15 protein-coding genes and 1 pseudogene are annotated in these 22792 nt (G+C 67.8%); 13 read left to right on the top strand and 3 right to left on the bottom strand.

Annotated features, from left to right (window positions below):
- Positions 1-2 precede the first annotated feature (2 nt).
- The 12 genes from pgi (at position 3) to xylB (ending at position 14612) form a co-directional block, all read left to right on the top strand.
- The gene (pgi, locus tag BLR05_RS11680; RefSeq protein WP_092834652.1) at positions 3-1589 is read left to right on the top strand and encodes a glucose-6-phosphate isomerase; all 1587 of its coding nucleotides are present in this window, start codon (positions 3-5) and stop codon (positions 1587-1589) included.
- A gap of 223 nt (positions 1590-1812) precedes the next feature.
- Complete coding sequence (locus BLR05_RS11675) at positions 1813-3723, top strand: methyl-accepting chemotaxis protein (protein ID WP_092834651.1); 1911 nt, start codon at positions 1813-1815, stop codon at positions 3721-3723.
- A gap of 268 nt (positions 3724-3991) precedes the next feature.
- The gene (locus tag BLR05_RS11670) at positions 3992-5302 is read left to right on the top strand and encodes an ABC transporter substrate-binding protein (RefSeq protein WP_092834650.1); all 1311 of its coding nucleotides are present in this window, start codon (positions 3992-3994) and stop codon (positions 5300-5302) included.
- Between the two features lie 69 nt (positions 5303-5371).
- Positions 5372-6229 (top strand): carbohydrate ABC transporter permease, encoded by an 858-nt coding sequence (locus BLR05_RS11665; RefSeq protein ID WP_092834733.1) that lies wholly within the window; start codon positions 5372-5374, stop codon positions 6227-6229.
- Between the two features lie 17 nt (positions 6230-6246).
- Positions 6247-7083, top strand: coding sequence for a carbohydrate ABC transporter permease (locus tag BLR05_RS11660; protein WP_092834649.1), 837 nt, complete (start codon positions 6247-6249; stop codon positions 7081-7083).
- A 45-nt stretch (positions 7084-7128) separates the two neighbouring features.
- Positions 7129-8172: an ABC transporter ATP-binding protein gene (locus tag BLR05_RS11655; protein ID WP_092834648.1), complete on the top strand. Its 1044-nt coding sequence runs from the start codon at positions 7129-7131 to the stop codon at positions 8170-8172.
- A 99-nt stretch (positions 8173-8271) separates the two neighbouring features.
- On the top strand, positions 8272-9666 hold the full coding sequence (dalD, locus tag BLR05_RS11650; RefSeq protein ID WP_092834647.1) for a D-arabinitol 4-dehydrogenase: 1395 nt from the start codon (positions 8272-8274) through the stop codon (positions 9664-9666).
- Positions 9667-9672: 6 nt separating this feature from the next.
- Positions 9673-10467 carry an L-iditol 2-dehydrogenase gene (locus tag BLR05_RS11645; RefSeq protein WP_092834646.1) on the top strand — a complete coding sequence of 265 codons (795 nt, stop codon included), beginning with the start codon at positions 9673-9675 and terminating at the stop codon, positions 10465-10467.
- 9 nt (positions 10468-10476) lie between these two features.
- A complete protein-coding gene (locus BLR05_RS11640; protein WP_092834645.1) occupies positions 10477-11163 on the top strand; it encodes a transaldolase family protein in 687 nt (228 codons plus the stop codon).
- Positions 11164-11182: 19 nt separating this feature from the next.
- Positions 11183-12178 (top strand): carbohydrate kinase family protein, encoded by a 996-nt coding sequence (locus BLR05_RS11635; RefSeq protein WP_092834644.1) that lies wholly within the window; start codon positions 11183-11185, stop codon positions 12176-12178.
- The gene (locus BLR05_RS11630) at positions 12175-13128 is read left to right on the top strand and encodes an AraC family transcriptional regulator (RefSeq protein ID WP_092834732.1); all 954 of its coding nucleotides are present in this window, start codon (positions 12175-12177) and stop codon (positions 13126-13128) included. Before BLR05_RS11635 ends, BLR05_RS11630 begins: the two co-directional genes overlap by 4 nt.
- A 26-nt stretch (positions 13129-13154) precedes the next feature.
- On the top strand, positions 13155-14612 hold the full coding sequence (gene xylB / locus BLR05_RS11625) for a xylulokinase (protein ID WP_092834643.1): 1458 nt from the start codon (positions 13155-13157) through the stop codon (positions 14610-14612).
- 102 nt (positions 14613-14714) lie between these two features.
- On the opposite strand, the gene groL is transcribed toward xylB, so the two are convergent.
- Together groL and BLR05_RS11615 are read right to left on the bottom strand one after the other, a co-directional pair.
- On the bottom strand, positions 14715-16352 hold the full coding sequence (groL, locus tag BLR05_RS11620; RefSeq protein WP_092834642.1) for a chaperonin GroEL: 1638 nt from the start codon (positions 16350-16352) through the stop codon (positions 14715-14717).
- A 58-nt stretch (positions 16353-16410) separates the two neighbouring features.
- Entirely contained in the window at positions 16411-16701 is a 291-nt protein-coding gene (locus BLR05_RS11615) for a co-chaperone GroES (RefSeq protein ID WP_013593381.1), read from the bottom strand.
- 592 nt (positions 16702-17293) lie between these two features.
- Here BLR05_RS11615 and fusA point away from each other — a divergent pair.
- Positions 17294-19338: pseudogene (gene fusA / locus BLR05_RS11610) on the top strand (elongation factor G).
- Positions 19339-19538: 200 nt separating this feature from the next.
- Here fusA and BLR05_RS11605 read toward each other — a convergent pair.
- The gene (locus BLR05_RS11605; protein ID WP_143015902.1) at positions 19539-22598 is read right to left on the bottom strand and encodes a hypothetical protein; all 3060 of its coding nucleotides are present in this window, start codon (positions 22596-22598) and stop codon (positions 19539-19541) included.
- Between the last annotated feature and the right edge of the window lie 194 nt (positions 22599-22792).

Raw genomic sequence — 22792 nt, 5'->3', positions numbered from 1 at the left:
AGATGACCCTCCAAGCTGCCGCACGCGTGCGCTGCGATCGCACCGCCGCCTGGGCCGCGCTGCAGGCCCACTACGATGCCGCGGGCCGGGATTTCGACGTCCGCGACGCCTTCGCGGCGGACCCGCAGCGCTTCGGGCGCTTCAGCCAGGAAGCGCCGCACGTCTTTGCCGACCTGTCCAAGAACCGCATCGGCGCAGACGCCGAAGCCCTGCTGCTGCAACTGGCCCGCGAATGTGGCCTGGAAGGCCGGCGCGACGCGATGTTCGCAGGCGAGGCGATCAACCACACGGAGCAGCGCGCGGTGATGCACTGGCTGCTGCGCGAGCCGGCTCCGTCCGTGCCGCCTGCGGGCCAGGACGCCTCCGGTGCGGTGGCCTCCGGCCGGCGCGACGTGCATGCCACCCTGCAGGCCATGCTGGACTTCGCCGAGCGCGTGCGCTCGGACGATGCCATCACCGACATCGTGAACATCGGCATTGGCGGCTCCGACCTGGGTCCCTCGATGGTGACCAAGGCGCTGGACGACCTGTGCCATCCGGGCAAGCGCCTGCATTTCGTCTCCAACGTGGATGGCGCGGAGCTGGGCGGCGTGCTGCGCACCCTGCGCCCGGAAAGCACTCTGTTCCTGGTCGCCTCCAAGACCTTCACCACCGCCGAGACGATGACCAACGCGCATGCCGCGCGGGCCTGGTTCCTGGCCCGGGGCGGCAGCGAAGAGGGACTGCAGCGCCACTTCGCCGCGCTGACCACGAACGTGGAGGCCGCGGCCGCCTTCGGCATCCAGACCACGTTCGGTTTCTGGGACTGGGTGGGCGGGCGCTATTCGCTCTGGTCCGCCATCGGGCTGCCCATCGCGATCGCCGCAGGGGCCGACGGCTTCCGCGGCCTGCTGGCGGGCGCGCACGCGATGGACGAGCACTTCCGCACTGCGCCGCTGGAGCGCAACCTGCCGGTGCGGCTCGGCCTGCTGGATGTCTGGTACCGCAACTTCCACGGCTTCGCGACGCGCAGCGTGGCGCCCTACAGCCATGCGCTGCGCCGGCTGCCGGCCTACCTGCAGCAGCTGGAGATGGAGAGCAACGGCAAGGGTGTGGATGCCGAAGGGGAGACGCTGCCCTTTGCCACGTCGCCCGTGGTATGGGGCGAGCCCGGAACCAACGGCCAGCACGCCTTCTTCCAGATGATCCACCAGGGGCCGGACATCCTGCCGGTGGAGTTCATCGTGCTGCGCGAACCGGGCCGCGACCTGCCGGAGCAGCATCCCCGCCTCGTGGCCAATGCCCTGGCGCAGGCCAAGGCGCTGATGCAGGGCAAGGCCAGCGACGACGGCCATCGCCGCTTCACGGGCAACCGGCCGAGCACCTTCCTGGTGCTGGACCGGCTCGATCCCCCATCGCTGGGTGCGCTGATCGCGCTCTATGAGCACCGCGTCTTCGTGAGCGGCGCGCTGTGGGGCATCAACAGCTTCGACCAGTGGGGCGTGGAGTTGGGCAAGGTGCTGGCGAAGGAGCTGGAGCCCCGCCTGGCCTCGGGCGGCGGCGAAGGGCTGGACGGCTCGACGGCCGGGTTGCTGGCGCGACTGCGATAGCCGCACGGTGCGGACGGGGAGGGCAACGGCCGAGCGCAGCCGTTCGCTCCCCCGCTGCGACCTGGGCAGCTGCAACGCCTGGGGGGAATGCCGGACCCGCTGGCGTGGCGGGTAGTAGACAGAAATCCCGTCTTTACATGTGCTGGACAGTAAAAATCGGGGGCGTTCCGGTTTTTCACCTTTGAAACATTTAGTCTTGGCTGGTAACTCACCAAGCGCGCCTATGTTTCGCACAGCTTCCACCCAGCGACGGTTCACTGTCCTCATTTGCGGGTTCTTCTTTCTGCTGCTGCTCGGCACGTTTGCCGTGATTCAGTTGTCGGTGACGCCCGACCTGTCAGCGCTGGAAGGCAAGGTCGCCGCTGCCAGCGTCGACCAGATTTCGGTGCGCATCAGCGAGCAGCTGCGGCAGGTGGAAGCCCAGTCGCGCAGCATCACCCAGACGGTGGCGCTGTTGCCCAGCGACCAGATCGACGTGCTGCAGCCCGGGCTGGTGGACCAGTACGGCGACCCGAACGTGTTCGGCGGCGGCATCTGGCCGCTGCCCAACCAGCGAGAACAGGGTCGCGACAAGTTCAGCACCTTCTTTGCGCGCGACAGCAGCAACAAGCTGGTCGTGAACACCCACTGGAACTCGCCCGAGTCGCTGAAGTACTGGGAGCAGCCGTGGTACGAGAACGGCAAGACGGCTCCCAAGGGTCAGTGCAAGTGGGCCAAGGCCTACCAGGACGCCGCCAGCCCGCAGCCGCGCACCAATTGCGCCATGCCTATCTACAAGGGCGACACGCTGTGGGGCGTGTCCACCATCGATGTGACGCTGGGCTTCTTCAACCGGCTGGTGGCCGACATGGAAGCCAAGGTCCAGGGCCAGATCCTGATCGTGGAAGCTGACGGCAAGATCGTCAGCAACAGCAGCCGCATCCAGGGCAATATCGTGCTGAAGAACCTGTCAGAGATCGCGTCCACCTCGCCCATGGCGGCAGAGATCCTGCGCCTGCTGCCCCAGGCGCAGGGCGGCGCCATGGTGGAGCAGGCTTACCAGGGCGACGGCGGCGCGCAGATGCTGTTCCTGAAGCCGATCCCCGGCAGCCCGTGGCTGATCGCCACCAGCATTCCGGCCTCGCTGCTGGCGGTGAACAGCCAGCGCATCCTGACCAAGCTGGCGGCCGTGCAGGTGCCCATGGCGATCGTGCTGCTGGCGCTGATGGTGCTGGGCATCCGCCTCTTCATGCGGCGCCTGAGCGTTCTGAAGACCAACATCGACGCACTGTCCGCCGGCGAAGCCGACCTGACGCGCCGGCTGCCCGAAACGGGCGGCAGCGAATTCAGCGAAGTCGCGCAGAGTTTCAATGCCTTCATCGCGCGGCTGCAGGGCGTGGTGGGCCAGGTGGTGAATGGTGCCTCGTCGATCGCGGCGGCGTCGAGCGAGATCTCCAGTGGCAACCAGGACCTGTCCGTGCGCACCGAAGAGCAGGCCGCGTTCCTGCAGGAGACGGCTGGTTCGATGGACCAGATCACCGGCACCGTCAAGCAGAACGCCGACAGTGCCAACCAGGCCAACCGGCTGGCAACGGACGCCTTCCAGGTGGCGACGCGCGGCGGCGAGGTGATCGGCAACGTGGTCGAGACCATGGACTCGATCAGCGCCTCGTCGAAGAAAGTGGTGGACATCATCGGCGTGATCGACGGCATCGCGTTCCAGACCAACATCCTGGCGCTGAACGCCGCGGTGGAGGCCGCCCGCGCGGGCGAGCAGGGCCGGGGCTTCGCCGTGGTGGCCAGCGAAGTACGCAGCCTGGCGCAGCGCAGTGCGGAGGCAGCCAAGGACATCAAGCACCTGATCGCCGACTCGGTCGCCAAGGTGGAGTCCGGCAGCGCGCTCGTGGTGCAGGCCGGCACGACCATGCAGGAGATCATCGCCACCAACACCAACGTGGCCGCGATCATGGGCGAGATCATGGCAGCCAGCGTGGAGCAGAGCAAAGGCATCGACCGGGCGAACCAGGCGATCGCGCAGCTGGACACCACCACGCAGCAAAACGCCGCGCTGGTGGAAGAGGTGTCGGCCGCCGCGCGGTCGATGCAGGAGCAGACCAGCCTGCTGATCCAGGTGGTGGGCGCGTTCAAGGTCTGACGCGCCGGCGGCCTGGCGCCGTTCCATCCCTTTTCCCCCTGGCCTCCAGCACCACAGCCCGCTTCATGCGGGCTGTCTGCTTTGGGCCCTCGCAGGCCACTTTCCATGCTGTATTGCATGGATTAGGGAATATCCCAGTCAGTCTGCGCAAAAAAGTACCAATCCGGGTGAAGCGAGTACCAGCATGGAGGGCGGGCCCTGGCCAGAATTCCACTCCACGGCGACCTGTTCGACATGAAGGCAGGCGTCGCTCACCCAAGGAGACAACATGAAGCGTTTTCTGAAAGCGGGCCTCGCCCTGGCAGTGGCCGGCGCAGCCGGCATGTCCCAGGCCGCCACCGAACTCGTGATCGCGACCGTCAACAACGGCCACATGATCGAGATGCAGAAGCTCACCCCTTTCTTCGAAAAGGCCTACCCCGACATCAAGCTCAAGTGGGTCACGCTGGAAGAGGGCACGCTGCGCCAGCGCGTGACCACGGACATCGCCACCAAGGGCGGGCAGTTCGACGTGATGACCATCGGCCTCTACGAGGCGCCGATCTGGTCGAAGAAGGGCTGGCTCAAGCCGATCGCCACCGATGCGGCCTACGACGTGGACGACCTGCTGCCCGCCATCCGCGACGGCCTGTCGCAGGGCGGCAAGCTCTATGCGGCGCCGTTCTACGGCGAGAGCTCCATGCTCATGTACCGCAAGGACCTGGCCGACAAACTGGGCGTGAAGTTCTCCGACCAGCCCACGTGGGCCGAGGTGAAGGCCTTCGCCGACAAGGCCAACGACCCCAAGGCGGGCGTGTACGGCATGTGCCTGCGCGGCAAGCCGGGCTGGGGCGACAACATGGCTTTCCTCTCCACGCTGGTCAACACCTACGGCGGCCAGTGGTTCGACATGGCCTGGAAGCCGCAGATCGACTCCCGGCCCTGGAAGGACGCCATCGGCTTCTACGTCGATCTGATGAAGAAGAACGGTCCCCCGGGCGCCTCGGCCAACAGCTTCAACGAGAACCTGGCGCTGTTCAGCGAAGGCAAGTGCGCGGCCTGGGTGGACGCCACCATCGCGGCCTCGTTCGTCAGCGACCCGAAGCAATCGAAGGTGGCCGACAAGGTGGCCTTCGCGCAGGCGCCCACTGCCGTCACGCCCAAGGGCGCGAACTGGCTGTGGTCGTGGAACCTGGCCATCCCGGCCAGCTCCTCCAAGGATGACGCGGCGCAGAAGTTCATCCGCTGGGCCACGTCCAAGGACTACATCGCGCTGGTGGCCAAAGAGGCTGGCTGGGCCGCGGTGCCCACGGGCACGCGCAAGTCCACCTACGCGAATCCGGAGTTCCAGAAGGTCGCCAGATTCGCCGCCGCCGAGAAGAAGGCCATCGACTCGGCCAACCTTTCCGACAGCACCCTGCCCAAGTCGCCCTACACCGGCGTGCAGTACGTGGCGATCCCCGAGTTCCAGGCCATCGGCATCGCGGTGGGCCAGCAGATGAGCGCGGCGCTCTCGGGCAAGGCGACGGTGGAGCAGGCGCTCAAGACCTCGCAGACCATCGCCGAGCGCGAGATGAAGAAGGCCGGCTACTACAAGTAAGCCTCTGCCCCGGCGGCCCGCGGCATGCCGCGCGGCCGCGCGCCAGCCCACCGCAACGGACACGCTGCCATGAAAAGACTCCTGCCCCGCGCCCTGATGGCGCCCGCAGTGCTCACGCTGCTGGCGTGGATGATCGTGCCGCTCGCCATGACGGTGTATTTCTCGGCCGTCAGCTACAACCTGATGCAGCCGGGCGAGCATCCTTTCGCGGGCCTGGACAATTTCCAGTACTTCATCACCGATCCCGACTTCTGGCCTGCGGTGTGGAACACGCTGCTGCTCATCGGCAGCGTGATCGCCATCACCGTGGTGCTGGGCGTGCTGCTGGCTCTCCTGGTGAACGAGCCCTTCCCGGGGCGCGGCATCGTCCGGGTGCTGCTGATCTCGCCGTTCTTCGTCATGCCCGCAGTCAACGCGCTGCTGTGGAAGCACATGATGATGAACCCGATCTACGGCATCCTGGCCGACCTGTGGCGGTTCTTCGGCGCCACGCCCATCGACTGGATGACCGACTACCCGCTGCTGTCGGTGATCGTCATGGTGGCCTGGCAGTGGCTGCCCTTCGCCTGCCTGATCTTCATCACCTCGCTGCAGTCGCTGGACCGCGAGCAGATGGAGGCCGCGCGCATGGACGGCGCCACTGCGCCGCAGCGCTTCTTCTATCTGGTCATCCCGCACCTGGGCCGTCCCATGGCGGTGGTCATCATGATCGAGATGATCTTCCTGCTGAGCGTGTTCGCGGAAATCGCGATCACCACCAGCGGCGGCCCGGGCAACGCCAGCACCAACATGACCTACCTGATCTTCAAGCAGGCGCTCATGAACTTCGACGTGGGCGTGGCCTCCGCGGGCGCGCTGTTCGCCGTGGTGCTGGCCAACATCGTGGCCGTCTTCCTGATCCGCATCGTCGGCAGGGACCTGGACTGAAAAGGCGCTGAACCACCATGCATGCCCATTCTTCCGCCGGCGGCCGGTTCGCGCTCGCCATCCGCACCCTTGCCGCCTGGAGCGCCGCGCTGCTGCTGTTCTTTCCCATCGCCTGGCTGTTCCTCACGGCCTTCAAGACCGAACTGCAGGCCATCCACGTGCCGCCGCTCTTCGTCTTCGCCCCCACGCTGGAGAACTTCATCGAGGTGCAGCGGCGCAGCGACTATTTGCTGTATGCGCGCAACTCGCTCATCACCAGCCTGGGATCGACCGTGCTGGGCCTGTTGATCGCGGCGCCGGCGGCCTATTCGATGGCCTTCTTCCGCACGCGCAAGACGCGCGACATCCTGATGTGGATGCTCTCCACCAAGATGATGCCGGCCGTGGGTGCGCTCGTGCCCATCTACGTGATCGCGCAGACCGCCGGCATGCTGGATTCGCTCACGGCGCTCACCATCGTGTTCACGCTGTCGAACCTGCCGATCATGGTGTGGATGCTCTACAGCGCCTACAAGGACATTCCGCACGAGATCCTGGAGGCTGCGCGCATGGACGGCGCGGGCCTGTGGGCCGAGTTCCGCCACGTCGTGCTGCCGCTCTCGGTGGGCGGCATGGCATCCACCGGCCTGCTGTGCCTGGTGCTGAGCTGGAACGAGGCCTTCTGGGCGCTCAACCTCACCTCCGCCAAGGCCGGCACGCTGGCCACGCTCATCGCGTCCTACTCCAGCCCCGAAGGACTCTTCTGGGCCAAGCTCTCGGCCGCCTCGCTCCTGGCCATCGCGCCCATCGTGGTGTTCGGCTGGTTCAGCCAGAAGCAACTGGTGCAGGGGCTGACCTTCGGTGCCGTCAAGTAAGTGCACGGGCAGAGAAAAAAGACACAAGAAAGGCAGACACCCCCCATGGCCTACCTCGAACTCCAGGGCATCCGCAAGCGCTTCGGCGATGCCGAAATCATCAAGGGCGTGGACCTGCAGATCCGGAAGGGCGAATTCATCGTCTTCGTGGGGCCGTCGGGCTGCGGCAAGTCCACGCTGCTGCGGCTGATCGCCGGCCTCGAGCCCGTCACCAGCGGCAGCCTGATGCTGGATGGGCGCGACATCACGCACACGCCCTCGGGCAAGCGCGACCTGGCCATGGTGTTCCAGAGCTACGCGCTGTATCCTCACATGAGCGTGTACGACAACATGTCGTTCGCGCTCAAGCTCGCGGGCGTGGCCAGGGACGAGATACGGGCCAAGGTGGAGCATGCGGCCGGCACGCTCCACCTCACGCAGTACCTCGGCCGCACGCCCCGGGAGCTGTCCGGAGGCCAGCGCCAGCGCGTGGCCATCGGCCGCGCCATCGTGCGCGAGCCCAAGGTGTTCCTCTTCGACGAGCCGCTCTCCAATCTCGATGCGGCCCTGCGCGGCAATACCCGCGTGGAGATCCACAAGCTGCACCGTGCCCTGGGCGCCACCACCATCTACGTGACGCACGACCAGGTCGAGGCCATGACCCTGGCCGACCGCGTCGTCGTCTTCAAGGACGGACTCATCGAGCAGGTCGGCACGCCGCTGGAACTGTACGACCGGCCGGCCAACCGCTTCGTCGCGCAGTTCATCGGCATGCCGTCGATGAACATGGTGGCGGCCCGCGCCATCGCGCCCTTCGCGGCGGCCACGGGCGGCGTGCTGCCCGCCGACGGCTTCCTGGGCGTGCGGCCCGAGGGGCTGCGCGTACATCGCATCGATGGCCCGGCCGAAGGGGCGGGCGTGCCGGGCCGCGTCGAGCTGATCGAGGCCCTGGGCGCAGACACGCTGATCCACGTCGATGTGGCCGGCGTGCCGCTGGTGGCGCGCCAGAACGAGCGCACATCGCTGCAGCCGGGCGACGGCGTGGCCGTGGAGCTGGACCCGGCCGTACTGCACTGCTTCGACCGCGAAGGCCACGCGCTGCGCGCCTGAGTGCCTTTTCTCCGTTCCCGTTCGTCCCATCTCCATTTCCTTCAGCGGACCATCGCCGTGACCCCTGCGCACCTTTCTCCGGCTCCCACGGAGTTCACCATGCTTCACCTGGGCCTGGGCTCGTTCCACCGGGCGCACCAGGCCGTCTACCTGCAGCGCCTCATCGATGCAGGCGATGCGCGCTGGTCGCTCTCGGGCGCCAACATCCGGCCCGATACGCCCGAAGTCATCGCCGCGCTGCAGGCGCAGGGCGGTCGCTACACGCTGGAGACGGTGTCGTCCTCAGGAGAAACTTTCTACGAGGAGATCGCTGCCATCCGCGAGGTGCTGCCCTGGAGCCCCACGCTCGCGGCCGTGGTCGCGCGCGGCGCCGCGCCTTCCACCCGCATCGTTTCCTTCACCGTGACCGAGGCGGGCTACTATCTCGATGCCCAGGGCCGGCTGGACATGGGCTTCGCCGAACTCGCGGCCGACATCGACCGTGCCCGCCGCGGCGAGGTGAGCGGCGAGAACGGCACGATCTACGGGGCCGTCACCGCCATCCTGCGCGCGCGCCGCGCGTCCGGCGCGGGCCCGCTCACGCTGCTCAACTGCGACAACCTGCGCCACAACGGCGACCGCTTCCGCGCCGGCCTGCTCGAATTCATCGAGCGGGCGGGCGATGCCGGCCTGCTGGCCTGGGTGCAGGACCATACCGCCTGTCCCAACGCCATGGTGGACCGCATCACGCCGCGTGCGCCGGCCGAACTGCGCGCCCGCGTGCGGGCCGCCACCGGCCGTGATGACGCCGCCGCCATCACCGCGGAGCGCTTCATCCAGTGGGTGATCGAAGACCGCTTCGTGGCCGGACGGCCCGGTTGGGAGCGCGTGGGCGTGGAGATGGTCGAGGATGTACAGCCCTACGAGGAAGCCAAAATCCGCCTGCTGAACGCCACGCACAGTTGCATCGCCTGGGCGGCTACGCTGGCGGGGCTGGACTTCATCCACGAAGGCACGCACGACGCCGCCATCCGGCAGATGGCCTGCGACTACGTTACCGACGACGCAATTCCCTGCCTGGACCGCCCGGACCAGCCCAGCCCGGTCGATCTGCCCGCCTACCGCGACCTGGTGCTCGATCGCTTCGGCAACCCTGCCATCCGCGACACCAACCAGCGCGTGGCCATGGACGGCTTCTCCAAGATTCCCGGCTTCATCGCGCCCACCGTGCGCGAGCGCCTGGCCGCCGGCCAGCCTATCGACAGCGTGGCCATGCTGCCCGCACTGTTCCTCGCCTTCCTGCAGCGCTGGCACCAGGGCCGCCTGCCCTACGTCTACCAGGACCAGGGCATGGACGAGGCCGTGGCGCATGCCATCTGCGATGCGGCCGACCCCGTCGCGGCGATGTGCGCCGACGCCGGCCTGTGGGGCGACACCGCAGGCGATCCGCGCCTCATCGACGCGATGCGGCGCGCCAGCGAGCGCGTCGCGCGATTCATTCAATCCAGGAGCTGAACCCCCATGACGACCATCCCCCGCCTGCAAGACCGCCACGTGCTGCTGACCGGAGCCGGCGGTGGCATTGGCCTGGCCGTGGCAGAGGCCTGCCTGGCCGAAGGCGCGCAATGCAGCGTCGTCGATCGCGGTGCCACCGTGCCCGCGGAAGTGGCCGCGCTGCAGCAGCGCCACCCGGGGCGTGTCGCCTACATCGCAGCCGACATCACCGAGCCTGGCGCCATCGCGTGCCTGCTGGCCGATGCCGTCGCCGCCTTCGGCCCGGTCCACACGCTGTTCAACAACGCCGCGGTGTTCGACCTGGCGCCCCTGCTGGACAGCGACGAGGCCTCGTTCGACCGGCTGTTCGCGGTCAACGTGAAGGGCATGTTCTTCGTGATGCAGGCCGTGCTGCGCCACATGGTGGAGGCCGGCACGCAGGGCGCGTCCGTCATCAACATGGCCTCGCAGGCCGGCCGGCGCGGCGAGGCGCTGGTGTCGCACTATTGCGCCACCAAGGCGGCGGTCATCAGCTATACGCAGAGCGCGGCACTCGCCATGGCACCGCACGGCATCCGCGTCAACGGCATCTCGCCCGGCGTGATCGACACGCCCATGTGGGCGCACGTGGACAGCCTCTTCGCCCGCGCCGAAGGGCTGCCCATCGGCGAAAAGAAGCGCCAAGTGGGCCTGGCCGTGCCGCTGGGCCGCATGGGCGACCCGCGCGACGTGGCCGGCGCCGCCGTGTTCCTCGCCAGCGACGAGGCCCGCTACATCACCGCCCAGACGCTCAACGTCGATGGCGGCAACGTCATGGGCTGAAGGCAAGCGATGAACGCCACCGACTTCCATCTCTACATCGACAGCGCCGACATCGCGCAGATCGAAGCCTGCCTGCCGCACCCGGTCATCCACGGCGTGACCACCAACCCCACGCTGCTGCGCCGTGCCGGCGTGGCCCGGGCCGACGTGGCGGGGCTGCTGGCACGCTGCATCGAGCGGGGCGCCCGCCAGGTGCAGGCGCAGGTCTATTCCGCGGAGGCGGACGGCATGCTCGAAGACGCGCTCGGCATGCTGCGGCACTTCGACGAAGGCCAGCTGGTGGTGAAGATCCCCGCCACGCGCCAGGGCCTGCAGGCCGGCGCCCACCTCATCGCACAGGGCGTGCCCGTCACCTGGACGGCCGTCTATGCGCTGGAGCAGGCGCACTTCGCGGCGCAGCTGGGCGCGGCCTATGCGGCCCCCTACCTGGGCCGTCTCAATGATTCCGGCGTGGACGGCCTGGCGCGCATCGCGCAGATGCAGGCACTGGTGGCGCAGACCCCGGCTCCGGCCGCACCACGCACGCGTACCCGCCTGCTGGTGGCCAGCGTGCGCTCGCGCGATGCCTATCTGTCGCTGCTGGAGCTGGGCGTGGGCGCCATCACCATCCCGCCTCAGCTCTTCGCCGAACTGATGGACCAACCCGCCACGCTGGAGGCCGAGCGCGGCTTCCTGGCCGACGCGGCGGCCTGCTGAACCACCAGGAGATTCCCGCATGCGCGCAGCCTTCATGGGCGAGGCCCTGATCGACTTCACCTCCTCCCGGGCCGACGGCGCGCTGGGCTTCGCGGGCCATGTGGGCGGCTCTCCGCTCAATGCGGCCATCGCCTGCGCCCGGCTCGGCCAGTCCACCGGCTTGCTCACGCAGCTGTCCACCGATCTCTTCGGCGAGCGCATCCTGGACTACCTGCAGCGCAATGGTGTGGACACGCGCTTCGTGCCGCGCAGCGCCGCCCCTTCCACGCTGGCCTTCGTCGAGCGCACGCCGCAGACCAACCGCTATGCCTTCTACGCCGCGGGCAGTGCCGATGCCACCTGGGCTCCCGATCCGCTGCCCGAACTGCCGCCCGAATGCGCTTTCCTGCATTTCGGGTCCATCGCCATGCTGCAGCAGCCTGCCTCCGCACGCATCCTGGACATGGTGCGCGCCTCGGCCGGCCGCCGCGTGGTGTTGCTCGACCCCAACGTGCGGCCCAGCCTGATCGCTGACATGGCGCACTACCGCGCGCAGGTGGTGCAGTGGGCGGGCCTCTCCGATGTGGTCAAGCTCAGCGACGAGGATGCGGAACTGCTCGCGCCTGGCCAGCCGCCGGGCGCATTGGCGGCGGATTACCTGGCCGCCGGCGCCCACGCCGTGGTCGTCACCCAGGGAGCGGCCGGTGCCACGCTCTGGCGCACGGGCCATGCCCCACTGGCCGTGGCCGCGCCCCATGTACAGGTGGCGGACACCATCGGCGCGGGCGACACCTTCACCGCAGGACTGTCGGCAGCGCTGCTGTCGCAGGGCGTCGGACGGCCCGCGCAACTGGCTGCGCTGGACGGCGACGGCTGGCGCACTGCCATGCGTTTCGCGGCTACCGCCGCGGCGCTCAACTGCATGCGGGAAGGTGCCGATCCTCCGTCGCTCGCCGCTGTCCAGGGCCTGCTCGCCTGCGCGGACAATGTCCCTGAAGTCCTCCCGGAGGAGGCCTCGAGCCGATGCACGCCATGACGACACCCCACAAGCGCTCCGCTCCACGGCAACGCCAGCCGGTGCTGGAGCGCGACATCGCGCGCTCCCCCTCGCTGGGCTACGAGACGTCCGAGGAGGCCGGCCTGGTGCGCTGCCTGGCGCACGGGTTTCCGAGCCCGCTGGTGCGCTGGCACTTCCACGAAGACTATGAACTGCACCTGATCACCGAGACCTCGGGCAAGGCCTTCATCGGCGACTGGATCGGGCCGTTCCATCCCGGCCATCTCGTGCTGTGCGGTCCGCGCCTGCCGCACAACTGGATCTCGCTGGACGTCGCCGAGGGCGGGGCGCCCGGCCGCGACCGGGTGATCCAGTTCTGCCACGAGCCCATCGAACGCGCGGCCGCCGGCATTCCGGAACTGCGCGAGGTCATACCCCTCCTGGAGCGTGCGCGCCACGGCATCGAGTTCTTCGGCATGTCGCAGAAGGCGCTGGCGCACTGGGACACCGTCAAGGCCGCGCGCGGCCTGCGACGGCTGGGCCGGTTCTGCGAATTCCTTGCCGACCTGGCCGAATGCACCGACTACCGCCTGCTGTCGAGCGTGCAGATGCAGGGTCAGCACGGAGCCGACGGCGATGCCCAGGTGGACCAGATCAATGGCATCGTGGACCGCATCACGCGCAACATCGCGGAGCCCATCTCCATGCAGGAAGTGGCGACCGAGCTGGGCATGAGCGAAAGCCGCTTCAGCCGCTTCTTCCGGCGTGCCACCGGCAACAGCTTCACCGACTTCGTGAACCGCGTGCGCATCAACAGCGCGTGTCACCTGCTGATGCAGACCGACCACTACGTGACCGACATCTGCCACCAGGTCGGCTTCAACAACGTGGCCAATTTCAACCGGCGCTTCCTGGAGATCAAGGGCATGACGCCCACGGAATTCCGCCGGCAGGCCGACACCCGCTTCGGCGGCGCGCTGCAGAACTGACACAAACCCGCACAAGGGAGCCTTTCGTGTACCTGGGCATCGATCTCGGAACCTCCGAACTCAAGGCGCTGCTGCTGGCCCCGGACCACCATATCGTGGGCGTGGCACGCGCACCGCTCACCGTGCAGCGGCCGCAGCCGCTGTGGTCTGAGCAATCGCCGCAGCAGTGGTGGGATGCGCTGGAGGCCGTCATGCAGGCGCTGCGCAGCGCCCACCCGGCGGAACTGGCGTCGGTGCGCGCCCTGGGCCTGTCGGGCCAGATGCACGGCGCCATTCTGCTGGACGCGGCCGGCAAGGTGCTGCGTCCGGCCATCCTGTGGAACGACGGCCGCAGCACCGCGCAGTGCGAAGCGCTCACCCGCGCCGTGCCGCACCTGGGCGCCATCAGTGGCAACCTCGCCATGCCGGGCTTCACTGCGCCCAAGCTCCTCTGGGTGCGCGAGCACGAGCCCGAGGTCTTCGCCCGCACGGCCCGCGTGCTGCTGCCCAAGGACTGGCTGCGCCTGCAGCTCAGTGGCGAGGCGGTGGGCGAGATGTCGGACGCGGCCGGCACGCTGTGGCTCGACGTGGGCGCACGCGACTGGTCCGATGAACTGCTGGCGGCGACCGGACTCACTCGCGCCCACATGCCTAGCCTGGTCGAAGGCAGCGACCCGTCGGCACGGCTCCTGCCCGAGCTGGCCGCGCGCTGGGGCCTGGGCGGCAACGTCGTGATCGCCGGCGGGGCAGGGGACAACGCGGCCAGCGCCGTCGGCATGGGGTTGGTCGAGCCGGGGCAGGGATTCGTCTCGCTGGGCACTTCGGGCGTGGTGTTCGTCTCCACCGACCGCTTCCTGCCCAATCCCGCGCAGGCCATGCACGCGTTCTGCCACGCGCTGCCCGGCCGCTGGCACCAGATGTCGGTGATGCTGTCGGCCGCGAGCGCCGTGCAGTGGTCGGCCAAGGCCTTTGGCTTCGCCGGCGAGGCCGCTCTGCTCCAGGCCGCGGCCACCGTGGCGCAGCGCGACCGCTGCCCGCTGTTCCTGCCTTATCTCTCGGGTGAGCGCTCGCCGCACAACCATGCCGGGGCGCAAGGTGTGCTGTTCGGACTGACCCATGCGCATGGCCCCGCCGAGATCGCCTATGCGGTCGTCGAAGGAGTGGGTTTCGGCCTGCGAGACGGCCTGAACACGCTGCGCCTGCCTGAAGGCATGCCGCTGCGCGAGATGGCGCTGGTCGGCGGCGGCGCGCGCAGTGCCTGGTGGGGACAGTTGCTGGCCGACATCCTGCAGGTGCCGCTCACGCTCTACGAAGGCAGCGAAACCGGTGGTGCCCTGGGCGCCGCACGGCTGGCCTGGCTGGCCGACGGCGGCCGCGTGGCCGAGGTCTGCGCACTGCCGCAGCCCCGCCAGCGCTTCGATCCCGCCGCGGCCGATGCCGCCGGGCATGCGGCGCGCCATGCGCGCTTCCAGGCCCTCTACCGGTCGCTGCGCGATCAGTTCTGACAAATCCGCGGCGCCGTGCCGTGCCGGTGCCATAACGCCTGCACATGAAAAAAGGGCCGCTTGCGCGGCCCTTTCGTCGGGTGAGCGAGGCTCAGCCGGGCATTACATGCCCATGCCGCCCATGCCGCCCATGTCGGGCATCGCGGGAGCAGCCGCTTCGTCCTTCGGAGCCTCGGCCACCATGGCTTCGGTCGTCAGCAGCAGCGAAGCCACGGAAGCGGCGTTCTGCAGGGCCGTGCGGGTCACCTTCGTCGGGTCCAGGATACCCATTTCGAGCATGTCGCCGTACGTGTCGTTGGCGGCGTTGAAGCCGTAGTTGCCCTTGCCGTGCAGCACGGCATTGACCACCACGGACGGCTCGCCACCAGCGTTGGCCACGATCTCGCGCAGGGGCGCTTCGATCGCCTTCAGGATCAGCTTGATACCGGCGTCCTGGTCGGCGTTGTCGCCCTTGATCTCGCCCACGGCCTGCTTGGCGCGCAGCAGCGCCACGCCGCCGCCGGCCACGATGCCTTCTTCCACGGCAGCGCGGGTCGCGTGCAGCGCGTCTTCCACGCGTGCCTTCTTTTCCTTCATCTCGACTTCGGTGGCTGCGCCGACCTTGATCACGGCCACGCCGCCGGCCAGCTTGGCCACGCGCTCCTGCAGCTTCTCGCGGTCGTAGTCGCTCGTGGCTTCCTCGATCTGGATGCGGATCTGCTTCACACGGGCTTCGATGTCGGCAGCGGCACCGGCGCCATCGATGATGGTGGTGTTTTCCTTGCCCACTTCGATGCGCTTCGCCTGGCCCAGATCGGCCAGGGTCACCTTCTCGAGTGTCAGGCCCACTTCCTCGGCGATCACCTTGCCGCCCGTCAGGATGGCGATGTCTTCCAGCATGGCCTTGCGGCGGTCGCCGAAGCCAGGTGCCTTCACGGCCACGACCTTCAGGATGCCGCGGATGGTATTCACCACCAGGGTCGCCAGGGCTTCGCCCTCGACTTCCTCGGCGATGATCAGCAGCGGACGGCCGGCCTTGGCGACCTGCTCCAGCGTGGGCAGCAGGTCACGGATGTTGCTGATCTTCTTGTCGAACAGCAGCACGAAGGGGTTGTCCAGCAGGGCGGCCTGCTTTTCGGGGTTGTTGATGAAGTAGGGCGACAGGTAGCCGCGGTCGAACTGCATGCCTTCCACGACGTCCAGTTCGTTGTCCAGGCTCTTGCCGTCTTCCACGGTGATCACGCCTTCCTTGCCGACCTTGTCCATGGCGTCGGCGATGATCTTGCCGATGGATTCGTCGGAGTTGGCGGAGATCGAACCCACCTGGGCGATTTCCTTGGAGGTCGTCGTGGCCTTGGAGACCTTCTTCAGCTCGGCGACCAGGGCCGTCACGGCCTTGTCGATGCCGCGCTTGAGGTCCATCGGGTTCAGGCCGGCGGCCACGTACTTGGAGCCTTCGCGGACGATGGCCTGGGCCAGCACCGTGGCGGTGGTCGTGCCGTCACCGGCGTTGTCGCTGGTCTTGGAAGCCACTTCCTTCACGAGCTGGGCGCCCATGTTCTGCAGCTTGTCCTTCAGTTCGATTTCCTTGGCCACGGACACACCGTCCTTGGTCACGGTGGGGGCGCCGAAGGAGCGCTCGAGCACTACGTTGCGGCCCTTGGGGCCCAGGGTCACCTTGACGGCGTTGGCGAGGATGTTCACGCCTTCGACCATGCGAGCGCGGGCTTCGCCGCCGAAAACTACGTCTTTTGCTGCCATTTTGTTTCTCCGGATTCAGTCAACAGGAAGTTGGAAGAAGATGTGATCCGCGAAGCGATCACTTCTCGACGACTGCGAACAGGTCGTCTTCCTTCATGACCAGCAGTTCGTCGCCGTTGACCTTGACGGTCTGGCCCGAGTACTTGCCGAACAGGACGCGGTCGCCGACCTTGACGCTCAGCACGCTGAGTTCGCCCTTGTCGTTCTTCTTGCCAGGGCCCACGGCCAGGACTTCGCCTTGATCGGGCTTCTCGGCAGCGTTGTCGGGGATCACGATGCCGGAGGCGGTCGTGGTTTCGCTTTCAATGCGCTTGACGATCACGCGATCGTGCAGGGGGCGAAGGTTCATTTGCATCTCTCCTGGTTCAATAAGGATTGCGACATCGACAGGACGCCCGCGAAGGGCGGGCGTCGGGATCTTCAGCGGCCGTATCCCACACGGTTGTTAGCACTCGTCCGCTTCGAGTGCTAATGATACGGGCATTTGTTGGCGTTTCAAGAGGCCGGGTGCGGAGGGCATGGCAGGTGATCGGCGCGCAGGTCGGACGGGGCTTGCCCCCTGGCTGGCCGGAGAGGATAATTCGTCCCCATGAACATTCTGACCAACGTGATCAAGGCATCGTTCGCCACCTAGTTGCGCCCCCTGATCGCGTATCGGAGGGCTGCGCGCCTTCCGGTCACCACAGACCCCGGCAGGCCCGCACCTCCGGGGTTTTTTGTTTTTCCAGGCTTGCCCACCGACCCCCATGCGTACCTACGACAAGTTGATCGCCACGATTCCCGACCGCCGGAGCTTGAGTTCCGTGCGCCCGGGCTTCGGCGACAGCACACCCCCGATTCCAAGCTAGCCCCTAGGCGGATCTTCCCGCCTGGGCTGGCGAATAGCCAACCAGGCGGCAGCTGCTCGCAGAGCCGAGTGCAGCCGCAAAGAAAGATCCGCCATGAGAAATTCCCGCAACCATACCGCCCGTCTGCGCAACATCGGTGTCATCGCCCACGTCGATGCAGGGAAGACGACCACCACCGAACGCATCCTGTTCTATACCGGCGAAAGCCATCGCATCGGCGAAGTGCACGACGGCACGGCGCATATGGACTTCGACCCGCAGGAGCAAAAGCGCGGCATCACCATCCACAGTGCGGCCGTCACCGTGCATTGGAAAGGCACGCAGCTCAACCTGATCGACACGCCCGGCCACATCGACTTCAACATCGAGGTGAACCGTTCGCTGCGCGTGCTCGACGGTGCGGTCGTCGTGTTCGACGGCGTGGCCGGGGTGGAGCCGCAGACCGAGACCAACTGGCGCCTGGCCGACAGGTACCGTGTGCCGCGCATCGCCTTCATCAACAAGCTCGACCGCGTGGGGGCCGATTTCGGCCGCGTGGTCGCCATGATGGGTGAGCGACTGGGCGTGCGCGTCCTGCCGCTGCAGATGCCCATCGGCGCGGAAGGCGACTTCCGCGGTGTGGTGACCTGCTCAGCCTGCGCGCCCGCATCTGGGACAGGGACGATGCCAGCGCCGCCTACCGCGAAGCCGACGTGCCCGCAGACCTGGCCGAGCAGGCTGCGCATGCACGCGCCCGCCTGGTCGAAGCCGCAGTGGAGCAGGATGAGGCTGCCCTGGAGGCCTACGTGAACGGTGAGGCCATCGCCGTGGAAATGCTGCGCGCGCTCTTGCGCCGGGGTGTGCTGTCGGGGGCCTTCGTTCCCGCGCTGGCGGGCTCGGCTTTCAAGAACCGCGGCGTGGAGCCTTTGCTCGATGCCGTGGTGGATTACCTGCCTTCGCCGGAAGACGTCGCGCACGCAGGCCATGCCGACGGCAGGCCGGCATCGGCGGCGAATCCGTTCTCGGCCCTGGCGTTCAAGGTCTCTGCCGACGACCACGGCGCCAAGGTGTTCGTGCGGGTTTACAGCGGCCGGCTGGGCCAGGGCGATGTAGTGCTCAATACCAGCACCGGCAAGACCGAGCGCGTGGCGCGCCTGTATGAAGTGCATGCCGACAAGCACATCGAGCGGGACGAACTGGTGGCGGGTGACATCGCCGCCGTCGTCGGCCTCAAGGACACGTTCACAGGGCACACCCTGAGCGATCCGGCCCATCCCGTGGTGCTGGAACAGATCAGCGTGCCCGAGCCGGTGATCCACGTCGCCATCGAGCCCAAGGCGAGCGCCGACCAGCAGGGTCTGTCGAAGGCCCTGCTGGTCCTGCTGCGCGAAGATCCGAGCCTGCGCCTGCAGCAGGACGCCGATTCCGGCCAGACCATCCTGTCCGGCATGGGCGAACTGCAGCTCGAAGTCTCGATCGAGAAGCTGCGCGCGCGCCATGGTGTCAACGTGTCGGTCGGGCGCCCCCAGGTGGCCTACCGCGAAACCATTGCCCGCCGTGTGGAGGTGAACCATGTGCACAAGAAGCAGTCGGGCGGCCCCGGCCAGTTCGCCGAGGTGACGCTGCAGCTCGACCCCCTGCCCAGGGGCGAGGGCATCCGCTTCGAGAGCCGCGTCGTCGGTGGCGCCGTTCCGCGCGAGTTCATCCCCGCTGTGGAGGCCGGCATCCGCCGGGCTGCCCGCTCCGGCGTGGTGGCTGGTTTTCCCGCCGTGGACTTCGTCGCCACGCTGGTGGATGGCAGCCACCACGAGCGCGATTCGTCCACGCTGGCGTTCGAACTGGCGGCCGTGGCGGCGTTCCGCGAGGCCTTCGCCAAGGCAGGGCCCCTGGTGCTGGAGCCGGTGATGGCCGTCGAAGTCATCATCCCGGCCGAGTACCTGGGTGACGGCATTGGCGACCTGAACCGCCGTCGCGGCGTCGTCCGCGGCCAGGGGCAGCGGGGCAGTGCCGCCACCATCGAGGCACAGGTGCCGCTGAAGGAGATGTTCGGCTACATCGGCAGCCTGCGCGCACTGTCGTCGGGGCGCGGGCAGTATTCGATGCAGCTGGACCACTATGGAGTGGTGCCGGAGAGGGAGATGGCCGCGTTGACGCGGTGACCTGGCGCACGCCAGGGGCGATACCCCGGCAGGGGCGCGGACGGTGTCCGCGCCCCTTTTTTCTTGGCGAATCGCCGCCGGGGCATCTGGCAAAGGATGGGCCACGGCTGCCCTGATGGCCGGTGCGGATGCCGTGATCGGCGGCCATCCGCCCAGTGCCCGCATGCCCGGTGCTTGGCGGGTAATTCACCGTGTCCGCGTCACGAGCCCCGGTTTTCGAGGCCTCTGGAGTCCGTCGCCGAAGCCGTGCCGTTGTCCGGCCTGTCGCGTACAGCCCAGGCACCGATCGCTGTAGCGGCCGCCCCCACGCACCAGAAATAGAAAAACAGCGTGCTCAGGTGGGCGGCCAATACGCTCTGGCCGAGCCACAGCGCTGTGCAGGAAAGGGCGAGCGCAGCCACGGCACCCGCAAACAGCCCCCCTCCGGGCACGCTCCGCAGCGCGCACGCCCAGCGCGGAGCGCGGGCCTCCAGGATGGGGAGAAGACCCCGTGCCGCCTGCCACCAGGCAGCCACCAGAACAATAGCGCCCATGGTGATCCAGATGTTTTCCCTCCGCACGAAGGCGGGTGACGACAGACCAAGGGCATACAGCCCCAGGCTGGAGAGCATCAGCAGGAAGCCTGGATGGCATGCGATGGTCCGCAGGCTCACCGCGGGCGCGGCGGATGCGGGAACGCCGGTCCAGAGCACGCAGGCCAGCACCAGGCTCGCATGGACGAGAAGCTGTTTCGGAGGCCCCAGATGTCCCAGCAGCCACGCCAGAAGCGCGAACCAGAGCAATGAGACGACCGGGCGCAATGCAGGCCTGGGCAGTCGAGAGTCCGGTGATGCGGGCCATAGCCGCACGCACGCCGTCAGGGTCGCGAGCAGGCCCGCAGCGAGGAACCACGGGGCTTCCGCGTCCTTGCGACCTCCCATCCACATCCAGAGCAGTGCAAGCCCTGTGGCTGCTGCCGTGAACATGGCTTTCGCGGGTGGAAAGGACTGTGGCATGGCGGACGTGTGGATCCGGCCCCGCATGCCATCCGCCCAGGTGCGCAACGGCTGGCACCACCGCACCACCAGGTACCGCAGCCACTGGCTGCGCGCCGTGGCCAGCACGACTGCCATGATGAACAGGGCCAGCAAGGCGCTTTGCAGGCGCAGCCCCGCCTCGGGCTTGGGAAAGGCTGCCACCGATTGGCGGAGCCGGGTCTTGCGGAGATCCTCCAGCGCCGGCCATAGCGACGGATCTGCCACCCAGGTAATGCGGCGCAACTCGAAAAGGTCTTCATCCTGCCAGGGGTTGTCTGCCGGGGGGCGGTCTGCCATGGACTTCCAGATTCCATAGTCCAGCCATGTCGGGGCCGGCAGGACGGGAACTGCGACCGGCGCACCGCCGACCGGCCGCAGAGGCGGAGCGCCGCGCTCCAGTTGCAGTGCAAGTCCATGCGAGAGCGTATCCAGCACCGAGGGCCGTGCAGCAGTGCCCAGCAGAACCTGCAGGCCGTCGGCCTGTGGCGGGGCGGAAAGACGGGCTGACCAGGCCAGTGCGCTCAGTGGCTCGTCCGGCGCGAGGCTGCCGCTGTGAAGCAGTGCCGAAAGGCCGGTCTGCCACTGTGCCGCGGAAGGACAAAGGGTGGTGCGTGCCTGGCCACCGCGTTCGCCTGCGGCTTCCACGGTCAGCCAGCACGCTTCCTGCGGCAAGGTACCGAAGGTGTGCGTGATGCGGGCTTGCAGCAGGTCGCCTGCCCGGAGGCCGGACGGATGGGCCGTCCACCGATAGGTTCCTCCGGGGAGCATTCCCTCATCCGGAGCGAGGGTCAGAGGCCGTACGGCCCAGCCGGGTCGCGGCTGGCCCGCCAGGTCGCCCAGCAGGACCAGGTAGGGGCGGAAGATGCCCAGGCTCGCCAGCGTCCAGTCCTGTGGTGGGCCGGATGGCTGGAAGGTGATGGACAGGCCGCGGATACGGGTGCCTGCCGGGATGTCTGCCGGCAGCGCCTGAGCCCGGTTCGGTGTGAGCTGGAACCGGGATACAGCCCCGGACTCCAGCTGCAGCTCCGCCTCGAGCGAGTCGAACTGCAGGGCTCCCGATGGCATGTCTGCATAGATGCGCAGATCCGGCCGGGCAATGGTGTGGAGGGCCCAATCCATACGGGCCGTGCGGAGTCCGGAGGCAACGAGTCCTTCCCTGGCGATGGTCAGGCGGGGATGGGCACCGCTCCATTGCAGGCGCACTCCCCAGCCCGGGAGCTCGGCTGCGGCGTCCGGTCCGTGGAGGCGCCGCATTTCGGTCTGCGCTTCTGCGAATGGCAGCCATTGAACGTGCTGCAGCCACTCCCGCGAGGAGGCGTCCGGCTGCAGGAATGGCCCACCCATTTTTTCCAGTTGCCTGCGAACGCCCGCCAGGAACAGGGGCTCGGGTCGCGCGCTCTCCGCCCTGATCAGGCTGGCGCGGAAGATGCCGTTTTCGCAGCCCTGCGGTACGTGCAGGAGGACTCCCGAGAACTGCTCCGCATTCCCTGGCGTCCTGTCGATATGGTCCGTGGGGAAGTACCGCCGTTGCAGGCGCTTGCCCGAAGCTGCGTCTGTCAGGTGGTCGATCCGCGTGGATGGGGAAGTGGCGCTGTCGCGCGTGTACTCCCCCAGGACACGCATGCTGCGCAGGGGCTTGTTCCGTGCCACGTCCGCTTCGTTGCCCTGATAGGAGATGAGGATTTCCGAGAGATGGGGCGCATCGCCCCATCGTGCCCCGTCGGCGAGCGCGCTGCCCAGGTGCAGAGATACGCGCGTGCGCGCTCCGTCGTCTTCGGTGCGGCTGGCGAACTCGCCACCCGACAGCAACTGATGGGCCTTTCGCCCGGGGCCTCTGGAGATTGAAAGGTTCACGCCGCTCAGCACGGTGCCGCCCGGGAACTCCAGCTCGATGGTGTGGGCGTCCCGCAGCGGAATGTCCAGGCGCCGCTGGATGACGGTGAACCCTCCATCCTGGGCGTAGCGCCAGCGCTGATCGGGCGCCAGTCCGAGCTCCCGCCTGACGAGATAGCCGAAGTCCTTCCGGACCCATTCCAGGCGATCCGGCTGCTCTGCCATGATGACCGTTGCGTCTGCCGCATGCAGACCGTCATCTCCGAGCCGGATGATGCGCCGTGGCTCTCCCGGCTGCGCGGACTGGAGCTCCACGGACCAGTCCGCCCGGCAACCACGCAGGTCCTCGGTTTCCGCCAGCAACTCGGTGAAATCCTGCAGTTGGGTGCCGCTGGGCGCCACGAATTCCATGGTCACGCCGCTTTGGACCGGCCGGGCTGCGCCGGCGGGTACGAGTGGAATTCCGTTCTCCGCCTTCCCCGCATCGGACATCCTGGGAACGATCTCCGCCCTGACGCGGTAGCTGCCTTGCGGCAGGGGCTCTGCAGGAGCGAGCCGCAGGATTTTCTGCCCCCAGTAACTGGACACCAGGGGTTCTCCGAACG

Source organism: Paracidovorax cattleyae, from assembly GCF_900104515.1.
GTDB classification, from domain to species: Bacteria; Pseudomonadota; Gammaproteobacteria; order Burkholderiales; family Burkholderiaceae_C; genus Paracidovorax; species Paracidovorax cattleyae.
This window is presented reverse-complemented; position numbering and strand designations above follow the sequence as displayed.